We start from the raw sequence: 19,525 nt of genomic DNA on the forward strand, positions 1-19,525 counted from the left end.
TAGTTACAACTTTTGCATTCTTTAAGGTCTTAACCTTTTCACCACGCTTAATTACCTTGAAGTAAAGACCTTTTCTAATTGCCTTGCCATGCTTGCTATAAACAAATGCATTATGAGTTAAGCGTACGTAACTAGACTTTGTAGCTACCTTCTTAGCCTTCTTAGAAGCTGCAACATTCACAGCCTTGATGAATTCATTTTTACCAATTTGGTAATACTTATGGCCTTTAATTACAACTACTTTACCCTTCTTTAAGGTAGCCTTCTTAGTAGCCTTACCCTTAGAGTTGTAAATACGAGCATTATGACCAAGTTTCACAGTCTTAGTAGCTGAAGCTGTAATATCTGTAGAGCCTGCACTAATTTGACTTGCTCTCTTTTCAGCTTCTTCAACTTTAGTTAATTCTGCTTTTGCACTAGCTAATTTAGCTTGAGCAGCTTGTAAGTTTTGCTTAGCTGCGTCATAAGCACTTTGAGCTGAAGCGACTTGCGCATCAGCAGTATTCTTAGCGGCTGCTAATTTTTGCAATTCTTTTTCTGCATCATCAGCTGTCTTCTTAGCAGCGTCATAATCTTTCTGAGCCTTAGTTACATTTTTATTTGCAGTTGCTAAAGTTTGAGGTGCATTCTTTAAATCTTCAACGTGCTTCTTAAGTTGAGTCAACTTAGTTTGAGCATTTTGTACAGCTTCTGCTTTTTCTTGAGCTGATTTTTGTAAGTCATTAAGAACTTGTTTAGCTTGAGCAAGTTTGTTTTGAGCAGTTGTTAACTTAGTTTGTGCCTCACTCAAAGCAGCTTGAGCTTGGGTTTGCTTAGCTTGTGCTCTATTTAAGTTAGCTGTCTTAACAGCGTTGCTTGCAGTTAATACATCATAGTCTCTCTTAGCTTGGTTAAAGTTAGTCGTAGCTTGATCAAGGATGCCTTGCTTTTCGTTCTTGTCATTAGTTGCAGTTGCTAATGCGGCATTAGCAGTTGCCAATTCATTATTTGCATTAGTTAAAGCGTTTTGGGCATCTGTTGCAGCGTTTTGGGCATTGGTTAATGCATCGTCTTTGGTCTTCTTATTCTTGTTTGCAGTATCAGCAGCAGTTTGTAACGGTGCTAATTCTCTATTTCTAGCTGCTAATTCGTTGTTAACTTCAGCAATTTGTTGCTTGTATGATGGAATAACTGTAGTATCAAATTTAGAATGATCATTAATTGAATCTGGAGAGATATTAAAGAAATGGACATTCATATAATAAGTGCCATCATATGGATCAGCACTATCATCAGTAATTGAAAAAGTTGCTGCTACATATTCTTTAGCTTGCATGTCATCCTTGCCAATGTAATAGGCACAATGATCTATTTTTTTCAATAACACTGTCAACGTACTTCTTTATATCATGGTTTTCATACGTTTTACCATTAAATGTGGCTCTATAAGTACCATTAGGATGCTTAGCTAACCAAGCTTCTGCAGCTTTTTCAGTATTTATTAAAACTTCCTTACTTACACCATTTATTCCTAACAGACCTCTAGTATGGGCCATTTCATAAGTAGGTTCTGCTCCTGGATGATCAAGACCACTACCTGAAGGAATAATCATATCACGCAAATTATCATAGATATTTTGCTTCAATACGTTCATACTTACTGGATTAGACAGCCAAGTTTCACTCTTATCCTCATATGGTTGCCATACATCATCATAAGAACCATCTTTTTTAGTACTATAGTCTAACCCATTATTTTTAGATACATCATTGATCCCAGTAGCATCATGCCAACCTGGCTTCCAAGCACCGCTCTTAAAGTCTTCTACATATCTCTTAGCAACTTTTTCGGCAAAATCAATAGCACCTTGGGTTACTTGATCATCCCCTGCACCTAATTGATTTCTAACTTTACTCAATAAGTCTGAAGTAAACAGAGCTAATTCTTTTAATTGATCAGAAGAGATGTTATTAACATCTACCATATTCTTTTCATCAGCTTCAGAACCTACGAACTCATTCTTTTCTCCAGCTGACTTTACATATGCAATATCTGCATCATTTAATTTACCATCAGCTAAGTAATCTGCATAAGCCTGCTTAAACTTATTGATATCTACTAAATCGATACTATTCTTAGACATATCTTGCAAATTACGCAATTGTGCATTTAATTTATCGATTTCAGTTTGCTTAACAGAAAGAGCATTATTGGCTCTGGTAGCAGCTTGGTTTGCTTGATCAGCTTCTTGTTGAGCAGTTGCCAAATTAGAATCGGCTGTATTCTTTTAATTAGTCTTATCAGCAATGTCTTGGTGAGCCTTATTAATTGCTGTATTAGCTGATTCAATTGCTTGCTTTGCATGATCTAAGTCGCTTTGAGCATTATTCTTTGCCTTAGCTGCATTATCATATTTTTGCTTAGCTTCAGCAATACCGGTACCTTTTAATGCATCTTCTGCTACTTGAACATCGTGATCTGCAGCATTCTTGGCATTTTGCTTAGTATCAGCATCTTGTTGAGCAGTATTTACAGCAGAAGCGTCTTTAGCAACTTCTGACTTTTGACCATTAACTTTTTCATCAGCTGATTTTTTAGCATCTTGGGCATCAGCCACTGCTTTATTTTGTGCAGTTACATTATCATTAGCTTGTTTGACTTTAGCTGGATCTTTAGCCTCAGCTGCTAAGTCTTGGACATTCTTTTGGTCTTTCTTAGCGGCATCTAACTTATCAGCCTTTTCATCAGCTGCTTTCTTAGCAGCATCAGTTTTAGCATTTTGCTCAGCGTAAGCAGCATCAGGACCTTGAGCATTACTTTGTGCTTGAGATAAATTCCTTCAGCTGATTCTACATCGCTTTGTGCTGCGTCAACTTCAGTTTGTGCACTTGTCACATTGTCTTTAGCATTATCAGTAGCTGACTTTGCTTTGGCATTAGTACCTGCTGGTACAACATCAGCTTTAACATTATTGCTTAAGTTAGCACCTGCTAAAAACATTGAAGCAAGAGCAGCGGTAGCTAAACTTGTAACTTTAACTTTTTTATTCATTATTATTCTCCATAATTACCAAAAAACAGTATTTCATCTATACAAAAATACAAACTTAATTTAACTACGATTATTTTCATTGTCAAGCATAGAAAAAGGACTTAGTTATCAAAAACTAAATCCATCTTAAACTACATTTCTTCAAACGTTATCAGCTTGCATCCCACTTTAGACGCTAACTCTTGACAAGCCGGTGTAAAACCGCATTTTGAAAACAAAAAGTATTGCTTTTGGGGATAAGAAAACAATGAACTTAAGTCAATTAACTTCTCCAAAATCCCCTTAGAAATAGGTTCATTCTTCCATTTGCACTCGCCAAAGTAACCCATATATTCATTAGCAGTAAAACCAACAATATCCAACTCAATTCTTGTTCTAGTCCGCGAATCTGTGCCCCACCAATTGTTTAATTGAATAAACGGTTGCGGAACTAATTCTTGATCAGCAATATGTTCCCATAAGTAATCCTGCGATAACTTTTCAAACTCTGGTCCCATAAAACGAGTAAAATCATTTTTTATAATTGCTAATACCGAATCAGTTGCTCCACGCATGATGGCATTCATGTACTTGCTGACATAGGTGTGCCAAAACCTAAATAAGCCATCTGCAATAACGTAAATCGTCTTGCGGGAGTGCTTATTTTCTTCAGTCACTGGCACCTTCTTAGCTACTATGCCCAGGTCAATCAGGTTGTTCAAACACGTAGTCACTGCTGGCGTTGCCAAATGCGCCTTCATCGCAATATCATTGACTCTCGAAGCTCCATCTGCAATGGCATTGATCACCGAATTATAATTTTTCGGATCACGCAATTCCTGCTTCAATAAGCTATCTGTCTCTTGGAACAATGGGGCATTAACCTCTAAGAAGCTGTCGCTAATATTCTGCCATAGGTCTTTTTGGGCTGACATATACGATAGATACAACGGGATTCCACCAGTAATCGTATTTAATTCAAATACTTCCTCCTTGTCCATCTTAGGGAAATAAGCCTGAGCTTCTTTTAGACTGAAAGGCTGCAGCTTAAATTGAGCGGTCCGTCGACCGTACAATGGACTCTTATAAGCCAATACTTGATTCTCCATAAATGACATCGATGAACCACATAAAATCAAGAAGAGATTCGTTTCCTTAAATTCGTGATCAATATACGATTGGAGCATTGAACTAACTACGGGAGCAGATTGTGCTAAATACGGATACTCGTCAATCACTAATACGATTCGCTGCTTTTTTGCGAGACGACCAATTTCCTTAAAACAATTTTCAAAACTGCCGTAGCTAAAATCGCTCATTAGTTCCTGATGCTCATAATTGGCAATCGCAGTAGAGAAACGAACTAAGTTGTCATGGGCATTCTCCTCTAGCCCCACGAAGTAAATAGCATCCTTATCCTTAGTAAATTCTTGAATTAGCGCGGTCTTGCCAATTCGGCGGCGACCATAAACCACGGCAAACTGAAATTGATTAGTTTGATACATTTGATTCAGTTTGGCTAATTCTTTTTTTCTACCCACAAACATAATTATCTGTCCTTTTCATTAACTAAAATATAAATTACTAAAACATACTTTACTAAATTATACTTTACTAAATTATACTTGAACAAATATTACACCAAAAAAGAACGATGACATCTAAGTGACATCATCGTTCTCTTATTAATCATGTATATGAAACTTAACTAAAACGCGTTCAATTCTGCTACCTAAGACTTTTTGCGCTAGATCCGTCTTGAGCGTGGCAATTCCATAGAAGATCACGCCCACGCCAACCGACAAGATTACTAAAATCAACGCCGTGATTCTGTGGTCGGGATTAAGAAACTTGCCTAAGCCCATTTCAACTAGTTTAACGATCAGGAACATCCCGATTGAGAAGGCAGTAATCCCCACCAGTCTACGACTAGTCCGGTTCAGATTAAAGGCATACTGCACTTCAAGATGCTTCAATGATAAAAGTACAACTACCAATAAGCCTAAATTGGTTGCTACCAGCGGTCCGTAAATCTTAAACAGAAAGATCATCGGGAATTGCAAGATTCCTTTCAGAATTAAACCTAAGACTAAATACTTAATCGCTAAGCCATTCTCGGATAAACCTTGCAAAATCGCCATTAAGACCGTGAACAAGCCTAAGCTGATCGCGGTAAAAGCAGACAAGTATAAGATATTGCTACCTAATGGATCTGTACCATAAAACACGGTGTAGATCGGCTTACTGATTGCAGCCATTCCAAAGGATGCCGGAATCATGACGAACAAGAATAAGTCCATCGTATTGGCAATCTGCTTGGAAATACTCTTATAGTCGCCTCTAGTATGAGCCGCTGACAGTAACGGAATCGCTGTAACTGCCATCGCACTCGCCAGAGACACAATAATCATGATCAGCTTGTTGGCATTAAGGCCAAACAAGGCATACCAATCTTCAATCGTATCTGAACTAGCATGAACCAGGCTTGCAATCATTGGGTGGAAGGTATATTGATCAACCAGTGAGAACAAGGTAATTCCGGAATCAATAATGATGAAAGGAACCGCCTGTTCCACAATTTCCAAAAACAGATCCGTCGTGGAAACTTTCAATCGATTATTCGAATGTGCCACGAGGCTATCCAGCTGCTTTCTTCTAGAAAACAAGAACCAGATTAACAAGCCAATGCCAAACAGTGCCCCAATGGCTGCCGCCAGGTTGGATTGAATAACTGCATGCACATACGAGCCATGCTGCATTTGCATAATGACAAAAGCAGTCAACAGCATCCAGACTACTCGGGCAAACTGTTCGACAAACTGCGACATTGCGCTCGGCATCATATCGGCATAACCTTGGAAATAACCTCGCATGATACTCAAAATCGGAATAATCAAGATCGCATAGGACAAACTACGCATAACCGCGATCTGCCTTGGGTCGCTTTGACTACCATTCGACGCGAGCAGTGGCGAGGCAAAATACATGATCGCGGCTGAGACTACGCCTAGAATCGCCATCAAAATTAGACCCTTATGAAACAACTTGCGCCCGATGCCATATTCATTCAAAGCATTGTACTTCGCTACCTGCTTAGCGATCACACCCGGAATACCTGCTGTCGAGATTAGGATAAAAATCGTGTAGATATTATAGCTACGCGCGGTCAAGGCATTGGCAATGTTGCCGTACTGGCCCATCCAGGCATACCATGGAATGATATACAAGGCACCCAGAATTCTTGAGGCAATCGAGCCAAAGGTCATCCAGGCCGAACCTTTTAGAAAAGTTTTTTGTGTATCTCTACTATCTAAGTTATTTTCTTCCATCAATTTTTCCTAAATCAAAAAGTATTAACTCATCAATTGTCACGCATTTTAAACCCGAAAGTTTAAAATTATTGTTCTTTTAGGAAAAACTTAACTTATTTAGCAACGATGTTAACGATCTTGTTTGGTACGACAATAACTTTCTTAATGTCCTTGCCTGCCAAGAACTTTTTAACGTGTTCGATTGCCAAAGCTTGCTTTTGCACGGCGTCACGATCTGCGTCCTTAGGTGCTTGGAACTTGCCCCGCAGCTTGCCGTTAACTTGAACCATAATTTCAACAGTTGATTCAACTAACTTAGCTGGATCGTAAGTTGGCCACTTAGCATAAGTGATTGATTCATCATGACCAAAGACTTGCCAGATTTCTTCCATCATGTGTGGTGCTACTGGAGCCAAAAGCTTGACGAAGCCTTCTGCGTATTCGCGTGGAATGCTCTTAGCCTTTTGTGCGGCGTTAATGAAGACCATCATTTGACTGATAGCAGTGTTGAAGTGCAATGCGTCAAAGTCTTCGGTAACCTTCTTAACCGTTTCGGCATAAACCTTATCAAGTTCGCCATCGTTCTTGTCGACGATTCTTTCTTGTGGAATTGCCTTTAAGTCAAGGTCGTTGACGAACAAGCGCCATACACGGTCCAAGAACTTCTTAGTTGAAGCTGGACCATTGTCGTCCCAGTCGATTGAGGCATCAAGTGGGCCCATGAACATTTCGTACATTCTGAGTGAGTCTGCACCGTATTCATCGATGACGTCATCTGGGTTAACGACGTTGCCCTTAGACTTAGACATCTTTTCGTGGTTCTTCAAGATCAATCCTTGGTTGTACAAACGTTGGAATGGTTCCTTGGTTGGAACAACACCCAAGTCGTAAAGTACCTTGTGCCAGAATCTTGCATAAAGCAGGTGTCTTACGGCATGTTCTGCACCACCGATGTAAAGGTCAACTGGAAGCCATTGCTTAAGCAAGTCGTAGTCAGCTAATTCCTTATCGTTGTGTGGATCAACATAACGCAAGTAATACCAGCTTGAACCAGCCCAGTTAGGCATGGTGTTGGTTTCACGCTTACCCTTGCGACCATTTTCATCAACAACATTTACCCAGTCAGTCAAGTTAGCTAATGGACTTTCTGGCGTACCGGATGGCTTAATGTCGGTTGCGTGTGGTAAACGAAGTGGCAATTGATCTTCTGGTACAAGTGAAGTGGTGCCATCTTCCCAGTGGATAACTGGAATTGGTTCACCCCAGTAACGTTGACGGGAGAAGTCCCAGTCACGCAGCTTGTAGTTAACTTTCTTCTTGCCGCAGTTATGGTCTTCGAGCCAGTCAACCATCTTCTTCTTGGCATCCTTGATGTTCAAGCCGTCCAAGAATTCAGAATTGATGTGTGGACCATCTTCAGTAAAGGCGGCCTTAGAGATATCGCCACCCTTTAATACTGGGTTAATTGGCAAACCAAACTTAGTAGCAAAAGCGTAGTCACGATCATCGTGGGCAGGAACGGCCATTACCGCACCAGTACCGTAGCTAGCTAAAACGTAGTCTGAAATCCAGATTGGTACTTCCTTGCCGTTAACTGGGTTGATTGCGTAAGCACCAGTGAAGACACCGGTCTTATCCTTGTTCAAATCAGTTCTTTCAAGGTCTGACTTGGATTCGATCTTCTTAATGTAAGCATTGACTTCGTCTCTATGACCATCAGTGGTAATTTCTTGCACCAACTTGTTTTCTGGAGCCAAAACAGTGTATGAGCAGCCAAACAAGGTGTCAGGACGAGTAGTAAAGATATCAAAAGTCTTGTCGCTGCCCTTAATCTTGAAGGTCACTTGTGCACCAACTGAACGACCGATCCAGTTGCGCTGCATTTCCTTAACTGGTTCTGGCCAGTCCAAACTGTCGAGGTCTTCCAATAAACGATCTGCATAAGCAGTCATCTTAAGCATCCATTGACGCATGTTCTTGCGGTAAACTGGGTAGCCGCCGCGTTCGGTCTTGCCGTCGATAACTTCTTCGTTAGCAACAACAGTACCTAAGTCTGGTGACCAGTTAACAGGAACTTCGGCTTCATAAGCTAAGCCGTTTTCATACATTTGTTCAAAAACCCATTGAGTCCACTTATAGTAGTTAGGATCAGAGGTAGTAATTTCACGGTCCCAATCATATGAAAAGCCAAGTTTGTTCAATTGTTCCTTGAAGTTGGCAATGTTTTGCTTAGTAACAACGGCTGGATCCATACCAGTCTTTAATGCGTATTGTTCAGTTGGCAAACCAAATGCATCCCAACCCATTGGGTGCAATACATTGTAGCCTTGCGCACGTTTCATTCTTGAAACGATATCGGTTGCGGTGTAACCTTCTGGGTGACCTACGTGCAATCCCTTACCAGATGGGAATGGAAACATGTCCAATGCGTAGTAATTCTTCTTCTTGGGATCGGTACCTGTCTTGAAGGTATCATGCTTTGCCCAATAATCTTGCCATTTCTTTTCAACGACTTTGTGGTTATACAAATTTTTTCTCCTTTACAAAATAAAAAGCCCTATGACTATAAAAATCATAGGACGAATCATCGCGGTACCACCTAAGTTCCACATCATGTGACACTTAATTATGCTCCTTAACGCGGCTGGCGACGATAGGCTTCTACACCAGGCTAAGTTCGCAATTCTATTCTAGAACTTCTCAGCGACCAGTTTCTCTCTGAAAAAATATCCTTGCTACTGCTTCCTGACCTTTATTTTCTTATAGATAATGATTATAATTTACCACAAATGCTAAAAATTACAAGGGGAGAGGCTTTTTTTGATTAATACAGAAAATCCACCAAGAGGCAGCTTAGTCCCTGCTTCCATCTTCGTGGTCATATATGCAGTGTGGGCTTTGCTAGTTTCATCGGGCTCACATATTATCACTATGTTTGATAACGCGGTTGTGGGAATTATCTGCAATAATAATCCGGCCAATGTGGCTTTTGCTACGCTGTTTACTAATTTGGGCAATACGAGCGTGATCACGATCGAAACGATTATTTTATTTATTATTTTAATTACTTTCCGGCAATACGCCTATGCCTGGTTCACCGCCGGAGTTATGATCTGTGCTAACGGCTATAACTGGATTATCAAACACGCGGTTGAACGGCGGCGGCCGACGATCCATCATCTAGTTTATGCGGACGGTTATAGTTTTCCATCTGGACATTCGGTCGGCAGTGCCGCGTTATTCGGAATTCTGATTGTGTTAACTATTTTACTAATTCGCAGCAAGTTCTGGAAGAGTCTCTTAATCATTATTTGGGCGCTATTCCCAATCTTGATTGGCTACACCAGAATCTTCGTACATGTCCATTACCCATCTGATGTGCTTGGTGGCTGGATCGAAGGAATTACCTTTGTTTTGCTTGGTTATGCCTTCCTTTACCGCTATTACATCGAGCCCAAGATGTTAGAACGTCATCAGGAATAAAGAATAAGCATCAAGTTGTAATTAACCTGATGCTTATTTTTCTGCTTTATTTTTTAATTTTAGTGATATAAGTCAAAGCGACCTACGGCTAGAGTTTCTTTGATTCCGCCAGTTTCCATCAAAGATTTATCGATAATGATCTTCTTTAAAGCGGAAGCTAAATAGCCTTTATAGCCATGACCCATCGCCTTGCCTGCGGCCTTGGTCTCGCCAATGGCAACCACAACGCCTAAGTCGTGGTAAACATACTTGCTTGGACGAGCCTGGTGGTTAACGCGACTTCTAATATCCTTAGCTGCATAGTTGGCCATTGAAAGAGCCATCTGTGCAGTGTTAGGCCATGGCCACTTCTTACCTGGTACCATTACGCTAGAAACATCCCCTAAGACATAAATATCGTCACTCTCAGGAGCAGTCAAATGATCGCTGACCATTACCCGACCACGGCGATTCTTGAAACCTGACTTGTCAATAATTGGACTGCCACTGAAGCCCATCATCCAAATCCGGTTGCCAGCCTTAATCGTTTTAATTTCGTCGCTATCTTTCATCTTGTAGGATACGCTATCTGCAGTTACTTGCTGCACAAAGGCTGGCTTAATAATTTCAATTTGATGCTTTTTAATTAAACCTAAGGCGTAATCAAGGAGTTTGCCTTGGAACATTGGCAATAATCTTAGTGAGCCATCAAGCATCGTAATCTTAATCTGATTTTGATCAACGCCGGCCATCTCAGCCAAATGCGGACGAACTTGGGCTAAGGCCCCAGCTAATTCAATAGCCTGGAAGCCTGCGCCACAGATGACGATTTGCAAATGCTTAGGATCCTTATACTTGGAGTAAGCCCACATCTCTTCATACAAGTGATCGCGAATAGCCTCAGCTTCTTTAACATTGCTCATTGGCAAAGCATACCCTTTTGCCCCAGCAATGCCCATATCACTTAAGACGAAGCCTAAGCCGACAACCAAGTAATCATAGCTAATTGGTGCGTGATTCTTTAATTCCACATTTTTATCATTGATGTTAATCTTTTCTACTTCATCAACGACCAATTCAGTCATCTTTTTATTTAAAACATCGGCTAATTCATAAGACATTCTGGTGTAATGATCTTGCCCTGATGCCACTTCATACAGCCGCATGGTCTCATAGTGATAAGGATTGCGGTCAACTAAGATGATTTTTACTTCTTCACGCAACTTCTTTTGTAAAGCAACAACGGTCTTTAAGCCGGCATAACCCGCACCTAACACAACGATTGTTTTCATAATAATTCCTCGTATTTCTATTTAAACAAAAATCCGATCATATACGTTACTACATAGGTAAGTGAACCAATTAATAAAGTTTTGACTGCACAGATAAAAGTTTCAGTTTTTACCTGTTTAGCTAAGAGTAATTTGTTTTGCTTGTAAACGAACGGTACAATTAACACTGTTAACCAGACAGTGGCTGGTGCCAATTTTAAGAATGGCAATAAGATAATCACCGCAAAAGCTAAGACGTTCTTGATACTGAAAGCAGTCAAAGCTGCTTTTTTACCAATAAAATGAACGATCGTCTTTCTGTGATTGTCTTCGTCTTCTTGAGCGTCGCAAATATTATTAGCCAACATTAAGTTGGAAATCCATAATTCATCTGCTAGGGCTAACAAGAAGACTTGGCCCACGCTCAGCCAATTCCAGGTGAATACTTGATAGGCGTTCAAATAAACGCTGATCAAGGCGATCATGAAGCCCATCGTAAAGCCTGAAGCTAGCTCGCCTAGCGGCAAACTAGAAATTGGATGTGGTCCCGATGAATAGAGGTAGCCAATTAAGAAACAGAAAATTCCTAGCCATAATACTGCCAAGCCTGCCGTATATACTAGCCATAAGCCAAGTATTGCGGAGACAGCAGTTAAGCTAATGATTAAATTTCTAACCAGCTTGGGGTTGATATTTTCTCGCCCAATAATATTGGTTTTTTGTTGGTAAGATTGGCTATCTGCGTGATAATAATCATTATAATTGTCAAGCATGTCAACCACCATGTTGAACATGAACATGGCAATAAAGAACACGGCCGATACGCCCCAATTGATGGAATGATAATAATATGCACTAAAGCATAGACCGAGTAAAAACGGCATTACACTAGCCGTCTTGGCCTTGATTTCTACTAATTCTAAAAATGTACTAACCGACATCAAGCCACTTCCTCTCAAATGATGCCTTTATCATAATTATAGATTTATTAGTTAAGGAAAAACATAGTAATGAATAATTCTAAGCCATGGAAAAAATATCCGCTAATTGATACTGAACTTCAAGCAGTTAACGAACTAATTCAACAGACGATTAAGACTCCTCATCCTAGCCTGCAATCTGCCCTTTTAACAATGGCTGACAACGGCGGCAAATATCTTCGCCCTAGTCTCTTATTGCTTGCGGCACGAGCAGTAGGCAAAGTAGATGAGCAGACAATCAAATTAGGCGCTTCAATCGAGATTTTGCACATGGCCACCTTGATCCATGACGATATTATCGATGATTCAGATAAACGTCGCGGCGCCGTTAGCATTCAAGCCGCTTTTGGCAAAGACGTGGCCGTTTACACGGGCGATCTATTATTTACCGACTTCTTTGATCTGATGCTTGGTGCGATTAATGAACACGACTACTTTGTACGTAATGCCCAAACGATGCGGCAGATTTTAAACGGTGAACTAGGACAGATGGGTCAACGCTTTAATTTGAAGCAAACCTTGAATTCTTACATCAGCGATGTCCGGGGTAAAACCGCGGCTCTGTTTCGTCTAGCTGCCGAAGAAGGCGCACATTTTGCCGGTGGCAATCATGCTCAGACCATGGCTTTAGCAAATTTTGCCGAGAACTTAGGCATCGCCTTCCAGATTGTTGACGACCTGCTGGACTATAATGGTGGCGCACAAATGAATAAGCCCACACTAGAAGATTTAGCTACCGGTGTTTATTCCTTGCCGTTGCTTTTAGCACTAGATAAACCTAACCTAAAGCAGCAATTACTGCCGCTGCTTAACAAAAAGCGACAAATGACTTTAACTAATATGCAGGCTGTTCAACGTATAATCGTGAATAGTTCAGTCATCAGTAAAAGCCAGGATCTAGCTAAGCAATACGTCCACCAAGCAGTTGACTGCTTGAATATTCTTAAACCTAATCCGGCAGTTAGATTGTTAAAGCAACTGCCAAATAAATTATTAACGCGCAACTTCTAAGTCGATCAAAGTCCTTGATCGGCTTTTTTTAGTTCCCGATAACGTGAACTAGTCTGCCAAAGCTCAGCAGGTGAACCTTGCATGGCAACTTGACCATTTTCTAAGAAAATCACCTGATTCATCTATTCAATTCCCTGTAAGTGATGAGTAATCCAAATCAAAGTTTTGCCATCAAGCTGCTTAATAAAGGTGTTGATTACGGCTTGCTCTGTCAATGGATCAAGACCCACAGTAGGCTCATCAAGTAAAACAATGGGCGTATTTTTCAATAAAACGCGAGCTAATGCCAAACGGTGCCGTTCACCGCCGGAAAAGCGCAGCCCGGCTTCTTCAACCTTAGTATCAAGCTTTTCAGGCAAAGCCTGGATCATTTCTTTTAATCCTACACGCTTTAAAACTTCCCAAAGTTCAGTATCAGTAGCCTCTTCATTGCCTAACCGCAAGTTGTTGGCAATCGTGGTATTGAATAAATAAGGCTTTTGGTTGATTACGCTGAGGTATTTGGTGATTTGATCACCAAATCGATCAGTTTCTATGCCATTCAAGGTAATTTGTCCTTGTGTCGGTTTGCGATCACCACGCAAGAGAGAAGCAAAGGTACTCTTGCCCGCCCCACTTTGACCTAGGAGCGCAATTTTTTCACCGGCATGAATATTTAAATCAATGCCACGCAGTACTTCTTTTTTCGTATTGGGATAAGTGTAGTGTAGATTTGTTATTTTCAAGTTATATGGAGTAATTATATTGATTTTCTTTTGCTCTGCTTTTTGATCAGGATCGGGCAAATTATTAAGGCGATTAAGTGATTCTTGATAAACATTGGTTTCCTGTGCCGCAGTTGACAACCCTGCTAAAGCTTCGTTCAGAGGAAAGACAGCTAAAACAAAGGCAGCAATCCAATTGGTTAGTTGACTAGCCTGCCCGCCAAAACGAGCGGCTCCCCAGAGAATTAGGCTAACCACGATTAATAAAAACAGTATTTGCATCAAGAAATTACGCAACCGCTCAAAATGCTTCATCTTCTGGTGCACTTCGACCAATTTTTGCCGGCTATCAACGTGCAAGTTGAGGAATTCCTGACCCCTGCCAGCTAAAATCCAGTCGGTCACGCCCATCACGTTGTCCGTTAAATCCACATACAATTTATCCTGAACGCTTTTTTCATAGGATTGGCGCGCGCCGTTGACTACAACTGACCAAATAGGAATTGTGAAAACCATTAGACCAAAGGTAATTAACATCCATAAGCCCATTAGCGGTGATAAAATGCCTAAACTAATGACAATAATGGCATATAAGCCCCAGGCAACCATCATCGGAAAGATCGACCGCAGATATAAATTCTGAATATGGCTAACATCATCAGACAATAGTCCCAAAATATCGCCTAACTGATACTTACTAGAAAACAAGGCCGCATCCCGCTCTAAGGAGTCATACAATTTTTGACGGAACCTTGAAGTCATTCTTAATACCCAATTATGGCTAACAATCCGTTCGAAATATTGCACTGCTGGTCGAGCGATTCCGAAGGCTCTAGTTAAGACAATCGGTACATAGACGAGCAGAATGTTCTCTGGCCGCGTCGCTGTTTTACTAATCAAAAACCCGGCACAAAACATCAAGCCTGAACCACAAACAAAGGTTAAAATTCCTAAGAAAATGGCTAAGATCAATGTTTTACGATATTGCTTTAAAAATGGCTTTACCCAACGATCATGCTTTAAGGCCTTGATTATCGGAATTCTATTAATCATCTGCTTTGCCTCGCATTTCCTTAGTTAATTTCGTAAAGTAGCCGTTTTGCTGACTCAATTCTTCAAAGGTGCCCTGCTCAACTAGCTGCCCGTGATCCATCACCAAGATATAATCCATCTCTTTCATCCAATGCAACCTATGCGTCGCAAAGATTACCAAATGGTTCTGCATCAAAGGCAACATCTTTTTTTTCAAATCAACTTCCGTCTCAATATCCAAATGAGCCGTTGGTTCATCAAACAGCATTACTTTTCTCTTTTTATCTAGAAAAGCTCGAGCCAACGCGATTCGCGGTGCCTGACCACCCGAAAGGACTCGCTTGCCTTGACCGATCACCGTATCTATTCCTTGCGGCAATTCTTGCACTAATTCATCTAGGCCCATAACATGAATTGCCTGCTTAATTTCCTCATCCGTTGCACTCGGCGTATAAAACGCGATATTATCGCGCAACGTTGCCGTGAAAACATAGGGATTTTGCGGAATATAGATCAATTGCTTGTGCCAATCTGGGATATTTAAAGTCTTAGCGGCCTGATTTTGAATAGTGATTTCTCCTGCTTTTGGCGTCAAAAAGCCACTCAATAGGTTGATCAAACTCGACTTACCAGAACCACTGACCCCAATAACGCCAACTTTTTCGTAGCCCTTAATTTTTAAAGAAACAGGACCAATCTCAGTACCTTTTTGATATTTAAAAGCTAATTGATTTAGCTCTAATTCATCAGTTTTGCCCCATTTTTTAACGGGAACGTCTTCTACTGGCTCCTCAGGTGCATGAATCAATTCTCTGATTCTTTGAAAAGCATTTTTACCATTCAAGGTAGCATGAAAGTCACCAGCAAAATTTCTAATCGGCAAAAAGTATTCTGGAGCCAAAATCAAAATAGCTAGTGCCGCAAAGAGCGCGATCTTGCCATTTAACAAGCTAAAACCAAGATAGACGGCAATTACCGCGATAGATAAAGTAGTAAAGAAATCTAGCGCAAAGGTAGATAGCATCGCTACTCTTAATACCGCCATCGTTTTTTTGCGGAAATTTTCGCTCAAATGAAAAATACTAGTAGAATAGCGCTTGCTCAAACCAAGATATTTTAAAGTATCAATTCCGCGTAAAGAATCGATAAAGTTATTAGACAATTTTTGAAAATTGCCAAACTGCTTAATTGCCTTATCTTGTGCCGCATGCCCCAGGATAATCATGAACAAAACAATTAACGGATACATGATCAGCAAAATAACCGCCGATTGCCAACTCACAAATAACATAGCAACAAAAAGCAGGACTGGCACAATCATCATCGTTAAGACTTTACTGTAGATCAACTTGATGTAGTTGCGCACCTCATCGATGCCATCAAGAGCCATTGTAATTAAACTACCAGTTCCTTGTTTTTGAACGATTGCTTGACCTTCATTAAAAATTTTACTTAATAACTGCTGGCGTAATTCTTCTGCTTCACGGTTAGAATAAGCTTCTAGCATTTTATCTTGGACCAGGTCATTTAATTGCCTGCCGGTAAAGCAAACGATAAACAGCAATAAATATAGCCAATCAATTTTTTTCCCTTGCCAGAGAGTCGTAATTACCATGCTCAGCGACAGAGCCTGGCCAATAATCAAAAAAGCTTGCAGAACTTCAAGCACTGCAAGCTTTCTTACAATTGCACCAGCACCATTAAGTTTAAAAAGGTGTTGATCAATCATGTTAATATCCCTCCCCTATTGCAGGCATTTCGATTCTCTTGCGGAAGATCCAGTATGACCAAATCGTGTAGGCCAAGATACATGGAATCAAGATGACAGTAGCAATCGTCATCACAACTAAAGTGTAGTTAGATGATGAGGCGCTTTGGATCAATAAGTCATATTTACCGCTGATTGATGAAATCATCACTCTTGGGAATAAACCACAGAAAATCAGTGTGACTAATGAAACCAAAGTCAAACCACTAAAGGTAAATGCCCAGCCTTGACAATTATTAAATACTGAAACATGACCTGCAACTGAGAATGCAACAATTAAAACTAAACAGATCAAGGTCAAAATTGGATGTACTTTAATAAAATCAGTTTGGAACAATAATAGCAAAGCAAAGATTACCTCACCAACATAAAGTACCCAATATAAAGCCTTGGCATAGTTTTGCGCGCGATCACAAATCACGCCTTTAGTTCTAACTGCAATATAATTCAAACCATATAGGTAAGTTAACAAGGTTAAAGCAATTCCGCCAACAATCGAGAACCAATTAAAGTAATCGAAAAACGTAGCATGCATATTGCCTTGTGCATCAAGCGGCATCCCTTTAATCATTGAAATAAACATTACTCCTAAAAAGAATGGCGCAATCAAGCTGCCAAGAGCTAACGTGTTATCCCAAATTGGCTTACGGGGAGCAGGACTCTTGGCCCGGAATTCAAATGAAACTCCACGAATAATTAAACCAACTAAGACAATCAATAAAATCAGATAATAGCCAGAAAACAATGATGCATACCAGAATGGAAATGAAGCAAACATTGCACCACCAGCGGTAATTAGCCAAACTTCATTGCCGTCCCAGACAGGGCCAATCGTTTGAATAATTTGGCTACGTTCTTTTTCATTATGACCTAAGGTCTTGACGGCCATGCCGACACCATAGTCGAAGCCGTCTAAGAAGAAGAAGCCGCTGAATAAAACACCAATTAAAATGAACCAAAGTATTTGCAAGAATGACATTTAAAAGGCCCCCTTTGCAAATGGGTCTGTTTCTTTATTGCCTTGGCCTTGCATTGCCAATTCTTCAGGATCGTTGTGCAAGAAACGCACAATTAAGCTGATCAAGATAATAGCCAGGCCAGTGAACAAACAGAAGTAAACAATATTTGACGTTAATAGTGAAGCTACCGAAACATTTGGTGATACACTCTGAGCAATCGTGAATAAACCATAAACTGTCCAAGGAGCACGACCCAGTTCAGTAATTAGCCAACCACTAGTATTAGCAATAAATGGTGTAAAGGTCATTAAAGCCAATACCCATAAGCACCAACGATGCTTGTAAAGCGACTCTTTATTCTTACGAGTCATAATTAAACCGACAATTGAGACTAATGCCATTAAAGCACCGAAACCGGCCATGAAACGGAAGCTCCAGAACAAGGTATTAACTGGAACATAGTAATCCATCTTGTGTCCAGCAATATGAGTACCGTACTTCTTTTCCATTTCGGCATTAACTTCTTCCATCCCTTTAACAGCACCGGTTGGCTTGTGGTATGAAAGAATACTCAACATGTCAGGAATTTCAATCTTGCCTTTAACTTCATGAGTCTTCGGATTAGCAAAACCAATTACAGTCCAAGGAGCTCTTTCTCCCGTCGTCTTATAAACGGCTTCAGTTGCAGCAAATTTCATTGGTTGTTCATGAACCAAGTACTGCATCTGTACATCCCCCATTGCAATTGTGCCTAAGGAGAGGATCAACATTAAAGTCAAGCCTAAACGAATAGTCTTGTGGTAATTTTTTTTATTAATATCGGATAAAGTATGCTTCTTCAATAATTGGAAAGCAGCTAAACCAGTAATAATTGTAGATCCAGTAAGCACAGCAGCTACAATCACATGACCAAATTCAAACATCAATTGCTTATTAGCAAGCAGTGCACCGAAGTTAACCATCACGGCACGCCCATTTTTAACAGCATAGCCAACTGGATGCTGCATGAAGGAGTTAGCAGTTAAAATCCAAACTGCTGAAGTAATTGTCCCAAATACAACCATCCAGATAAAAAATAGATGCAGCTTCTTACCTACTTTATTCCAGGTAAATACCCATAAACCGATAAAGGTGGATTCAATAAAGAAGGATAACAATGCTTCAAATGCTAACGGTGCACCGAATATATCACCCATGAATCTTGAATAATCCGACCAATTCATTCCGAACTGGAACTCCTGAATAAGACCAGTAACTACACCTACGGCAAAGCTTAACAAAAAGATATTGCCCCAGAATTTAGTCATCTTCTTATATTCAGGTTTACCAGTATGAACATACATCGATTCCATAATTGCAACTACAAACACCATACCAATTGAAAATGGTACAAAGAAAAAGTGGAAGATGGTTGTCATCGCAAATTGGAATCTCGCTAAACTAACTATATTCATTTTTAGCGCCCCCCATTAAAACTCTCACTCATATTATTTCAAGTCTCTGCCTCAAATAATAACAACTATTATTTTAACCACTTTCAGTGTACAGCGCTTTCTTCTTACTTGCAAGAAGGACTGCACACGCTTTCAATAATGTTATCTTATTCTTCTGTTAGTTTTCATTTTTAATTATAGCATTCTCAGTTAACAGCTCATTTTATATTCCTAAAAGGTAAGTGTCAATATTTTTGCGGTAGGCTATTAACCATTAGTCTGACCTTAATTTCTTAAATATTTATTTGATTTATTTTTCTGCTAAAATCGTTTAAATAGCTATGTCCTGCTGTTAAGCTTTCAATGGCGCCGTGATGAATGCCCAGATGAGCTTCATGCGTCTTTCTTAGGCTGGCACGAACCACTCCTTTCAGGTCTTTTTGATCATCAATGTTCAGCTGCCCACCTGCAAATTCACTGCTAAGCCAGTATTCCAGCTCTTTGTTTTTAATGCAAGTCAGCACACGCAGAATTCCTTCGGCACCATCTTCTGACCAGTATTTTCCTTGCCCTTTGACGCGATA

General features: G+C 40.2%; 14 protein-coding genes and 2 pseudogenes. 2 read left to right on the plus strand and 14 right to left on the minus strand.

The annotated features are described in order from the left end of the window. From BLP58_RS09080 to leuS, 7 genes are all read right to left on the minus strand, one after another. Window positions 1–1,315: SLAP domain-containing protein (locus BLP58_RS09080; RefSeq protein ID WP_218117902.1), on the minus strand; the 1,315-nt coding region annotated here is incomplete at its 3' end. A gap of 1 nt (window position 1,316) precedes the next feature. Then, window positions 1,317–2,246, minus strand: coding sequence for an SEC10/PgrA surface exclusion domain-containing protein (locus BLP58_RS09085; protein ID WP_013853665.1), 930 nt, complete (start codon window positions 2,244–2,246; stop codon window positions 1,317–1,319). A 21-nt stretch (window positions 2,247–2,267) separates the two neighbouring features. Beyond that, window positions 2,268–2,597, minus strand: coding sequence for a hypothetical protein (locus BLP58_RS09090; protein WP_013853664.1), 330 nt, complete (start codon window positions 2,595–2,597; stop codon window positions 2,268–2,270). Between the two features lie 107 nt (window positions 2,598–2,704). After that, window positions 2,705–3,031: a hypothetical protein gene (locus BLP58_RS09095; protein WP_013853663.1), complete on the minus strand. Its 327-nt coding sequence runs from the start codon at window positions 3,029–3,031 to the stop codon at window positions 2,705–2,707. Between the two features lie 131 nt (window positions 3,032–3,162). Further along, window positions 3,163–4,557, minus strand: coding sequence for an ATP-binding protein (locus BLP58_RS09100; RefSeq protein WP_013853662.1), 1,395 nt, complete (start codon window positions 4,555–4,557; stop codon window positions 3,163–3,165). A 138-nt stretch (window positions 4,558–4,695) separates the two neighbouring features. Beyond that, a complete protein-coding gene (locus BLP58_RS09105) occupies window positions 4,696–6,342 on the minus strand; it encodes a putative polysaccharide biosynthesis protein (protein WP_025084261.1) in 1,647 nt (548 codons plus the stop codon). Between the two features lie 92 nt (window positions 6,343–6,434). Further along, window positions 6,435–8,849, minus strand: coding sequence for a leucine--tRNA ligase (gene leuS, locus BLP58_RS09110; protein WP_013853660.1), 2,415 nt, complete (start codon window positions 8,847–8,849; stop codon window positions 6,435–6,437). Between the two features lie 292 nt (window positions 8,850–9,141). Between leuS and BLP58_RS09115 the strand changes: the two genes are divergently transcribed. Continuing rightward, a complete protein-coding gene (locus BLP58_RS09115; RefSeq protein WP_013853659.1) occupies window positions 9,142–9,804 on the plus strand; it encodes a phosphatase PAP2 family protein in 663 nt (220 codons plus the stop codon). A gap of 59 nt (window positions 9,805–9,863) precedes the next feature. Here BLP58_RS09115 and BLP58_RS09120 read toward each other — a convergent pair whose 3' ends face one another. Both BLP58_RS09120 and BLP58_RS09125 read right to left on the minus strand, forming a co-directional pair. Beyond that, complete coding sequence (locus BLP58_RS09120) at window positions 9,864–11,075, minus strand: NAD(P)/FAD-dependent oxidoreductase (RefSeq protein WP_013853658.1); 1,212 nt, start codon at window positions 11,073–11,075, stop codon at window positions 9,864–9,866. Between the two features lie 17 nt (window positions 11,076–11,092). Then, entirely contained in the window at window positions 11,093–11,995 is a 903-nt protein-coding gene (locus tag BLP58_RS09125; RefSeq protein WP_013853657.1) for a prenyltransferase, read from the minus strand. A gap of 69 nt (window positions 11,996–12,064) precedes the next feature. Between BLP58_RS09125 and BLP58_RS09130 the strand changes: the two genes are divergently transcribed. Next, window positions 12,065–13,045, plus strand: a complete 981-nt coding sequence (locus BLP58_RS09130) for a polyprenyl synthetase family protein (protein ID WP_013853656.1) — start codon at window positions 12,065–12,067, stop codon at window positions 13,043–13,045. Between the two features lie 5 nt (window positions 13,046–13,050). Here the strand turns inward: BLP58_RS09130 and cydC are convergent. The 5 genes and pseudogenes from cydC to BLP58_RS09155 form a co-directional block, all read right to left on the minus strand. Next, window positions 13,051–14,802, minus strand: a pseudogene (gene cydC, locus BLP58_RS09135) (thiol reductant ABC exporter subunit CydC). Beyond that, window positions 14,795–16,510, minus strand: a complete 1,716-nt coding sequence (cydD, locus tag BLP58_RS09140) for a thiol reductant ABC exporter subunit CydD (RefSeq protein ID WP_013853653.1) — start codon at window positions 16,508–16,510, stop codon at window positions 14,795–14,797. The pseudogene cydC and the gene cydD overlap by 8 nt, the downstream one beginning before the upstream one ends. 1 nt (window position 16,511) lies before the next feature. Next, a complete protein-coding gene (gene cydB / locus BLP58_RS09145) occupies window positions 16,512–17,528 on the minus strand; it encodes a cytochrome d ubiquinol oxidase subunit II (protein WP_013853652.1) in 1,017 nt (338 codons plus the stop codon). After that, window positions 17,529–18,962 carry a cytochrome ubiquinol oxidase subunit I gene (locus BLP58_RS09150; RefSeq protein ID WP_013853651.1) on the minus strand — a complete coding sequence of 478 codons (1,434 nt, stop codon included), beginning with the start codon at window positions 18,960–18,962 and terminating at the stop codon, window positions 17,529–17,531. A 272-nt stretch (window positions 18,963–19,234) separates the two neighbouring features. Continuing rightward, window positions 19,235–19,525 (minus strand): annotated as a pseudogene (locus tag BLP58_RS09155) (ISLre2 family transposase); the annotation flags it as partial.

The sequence above is a fragment of the Lactobacillus kefiranofaciens genome (assembly GCF_900103655.1).
GTDB lineage: Bacteria > Bacillota > Bacilli > Lactobacillales > Lactobacillaceae > Lactobacillus > Lactobacillus kefiranofaciens.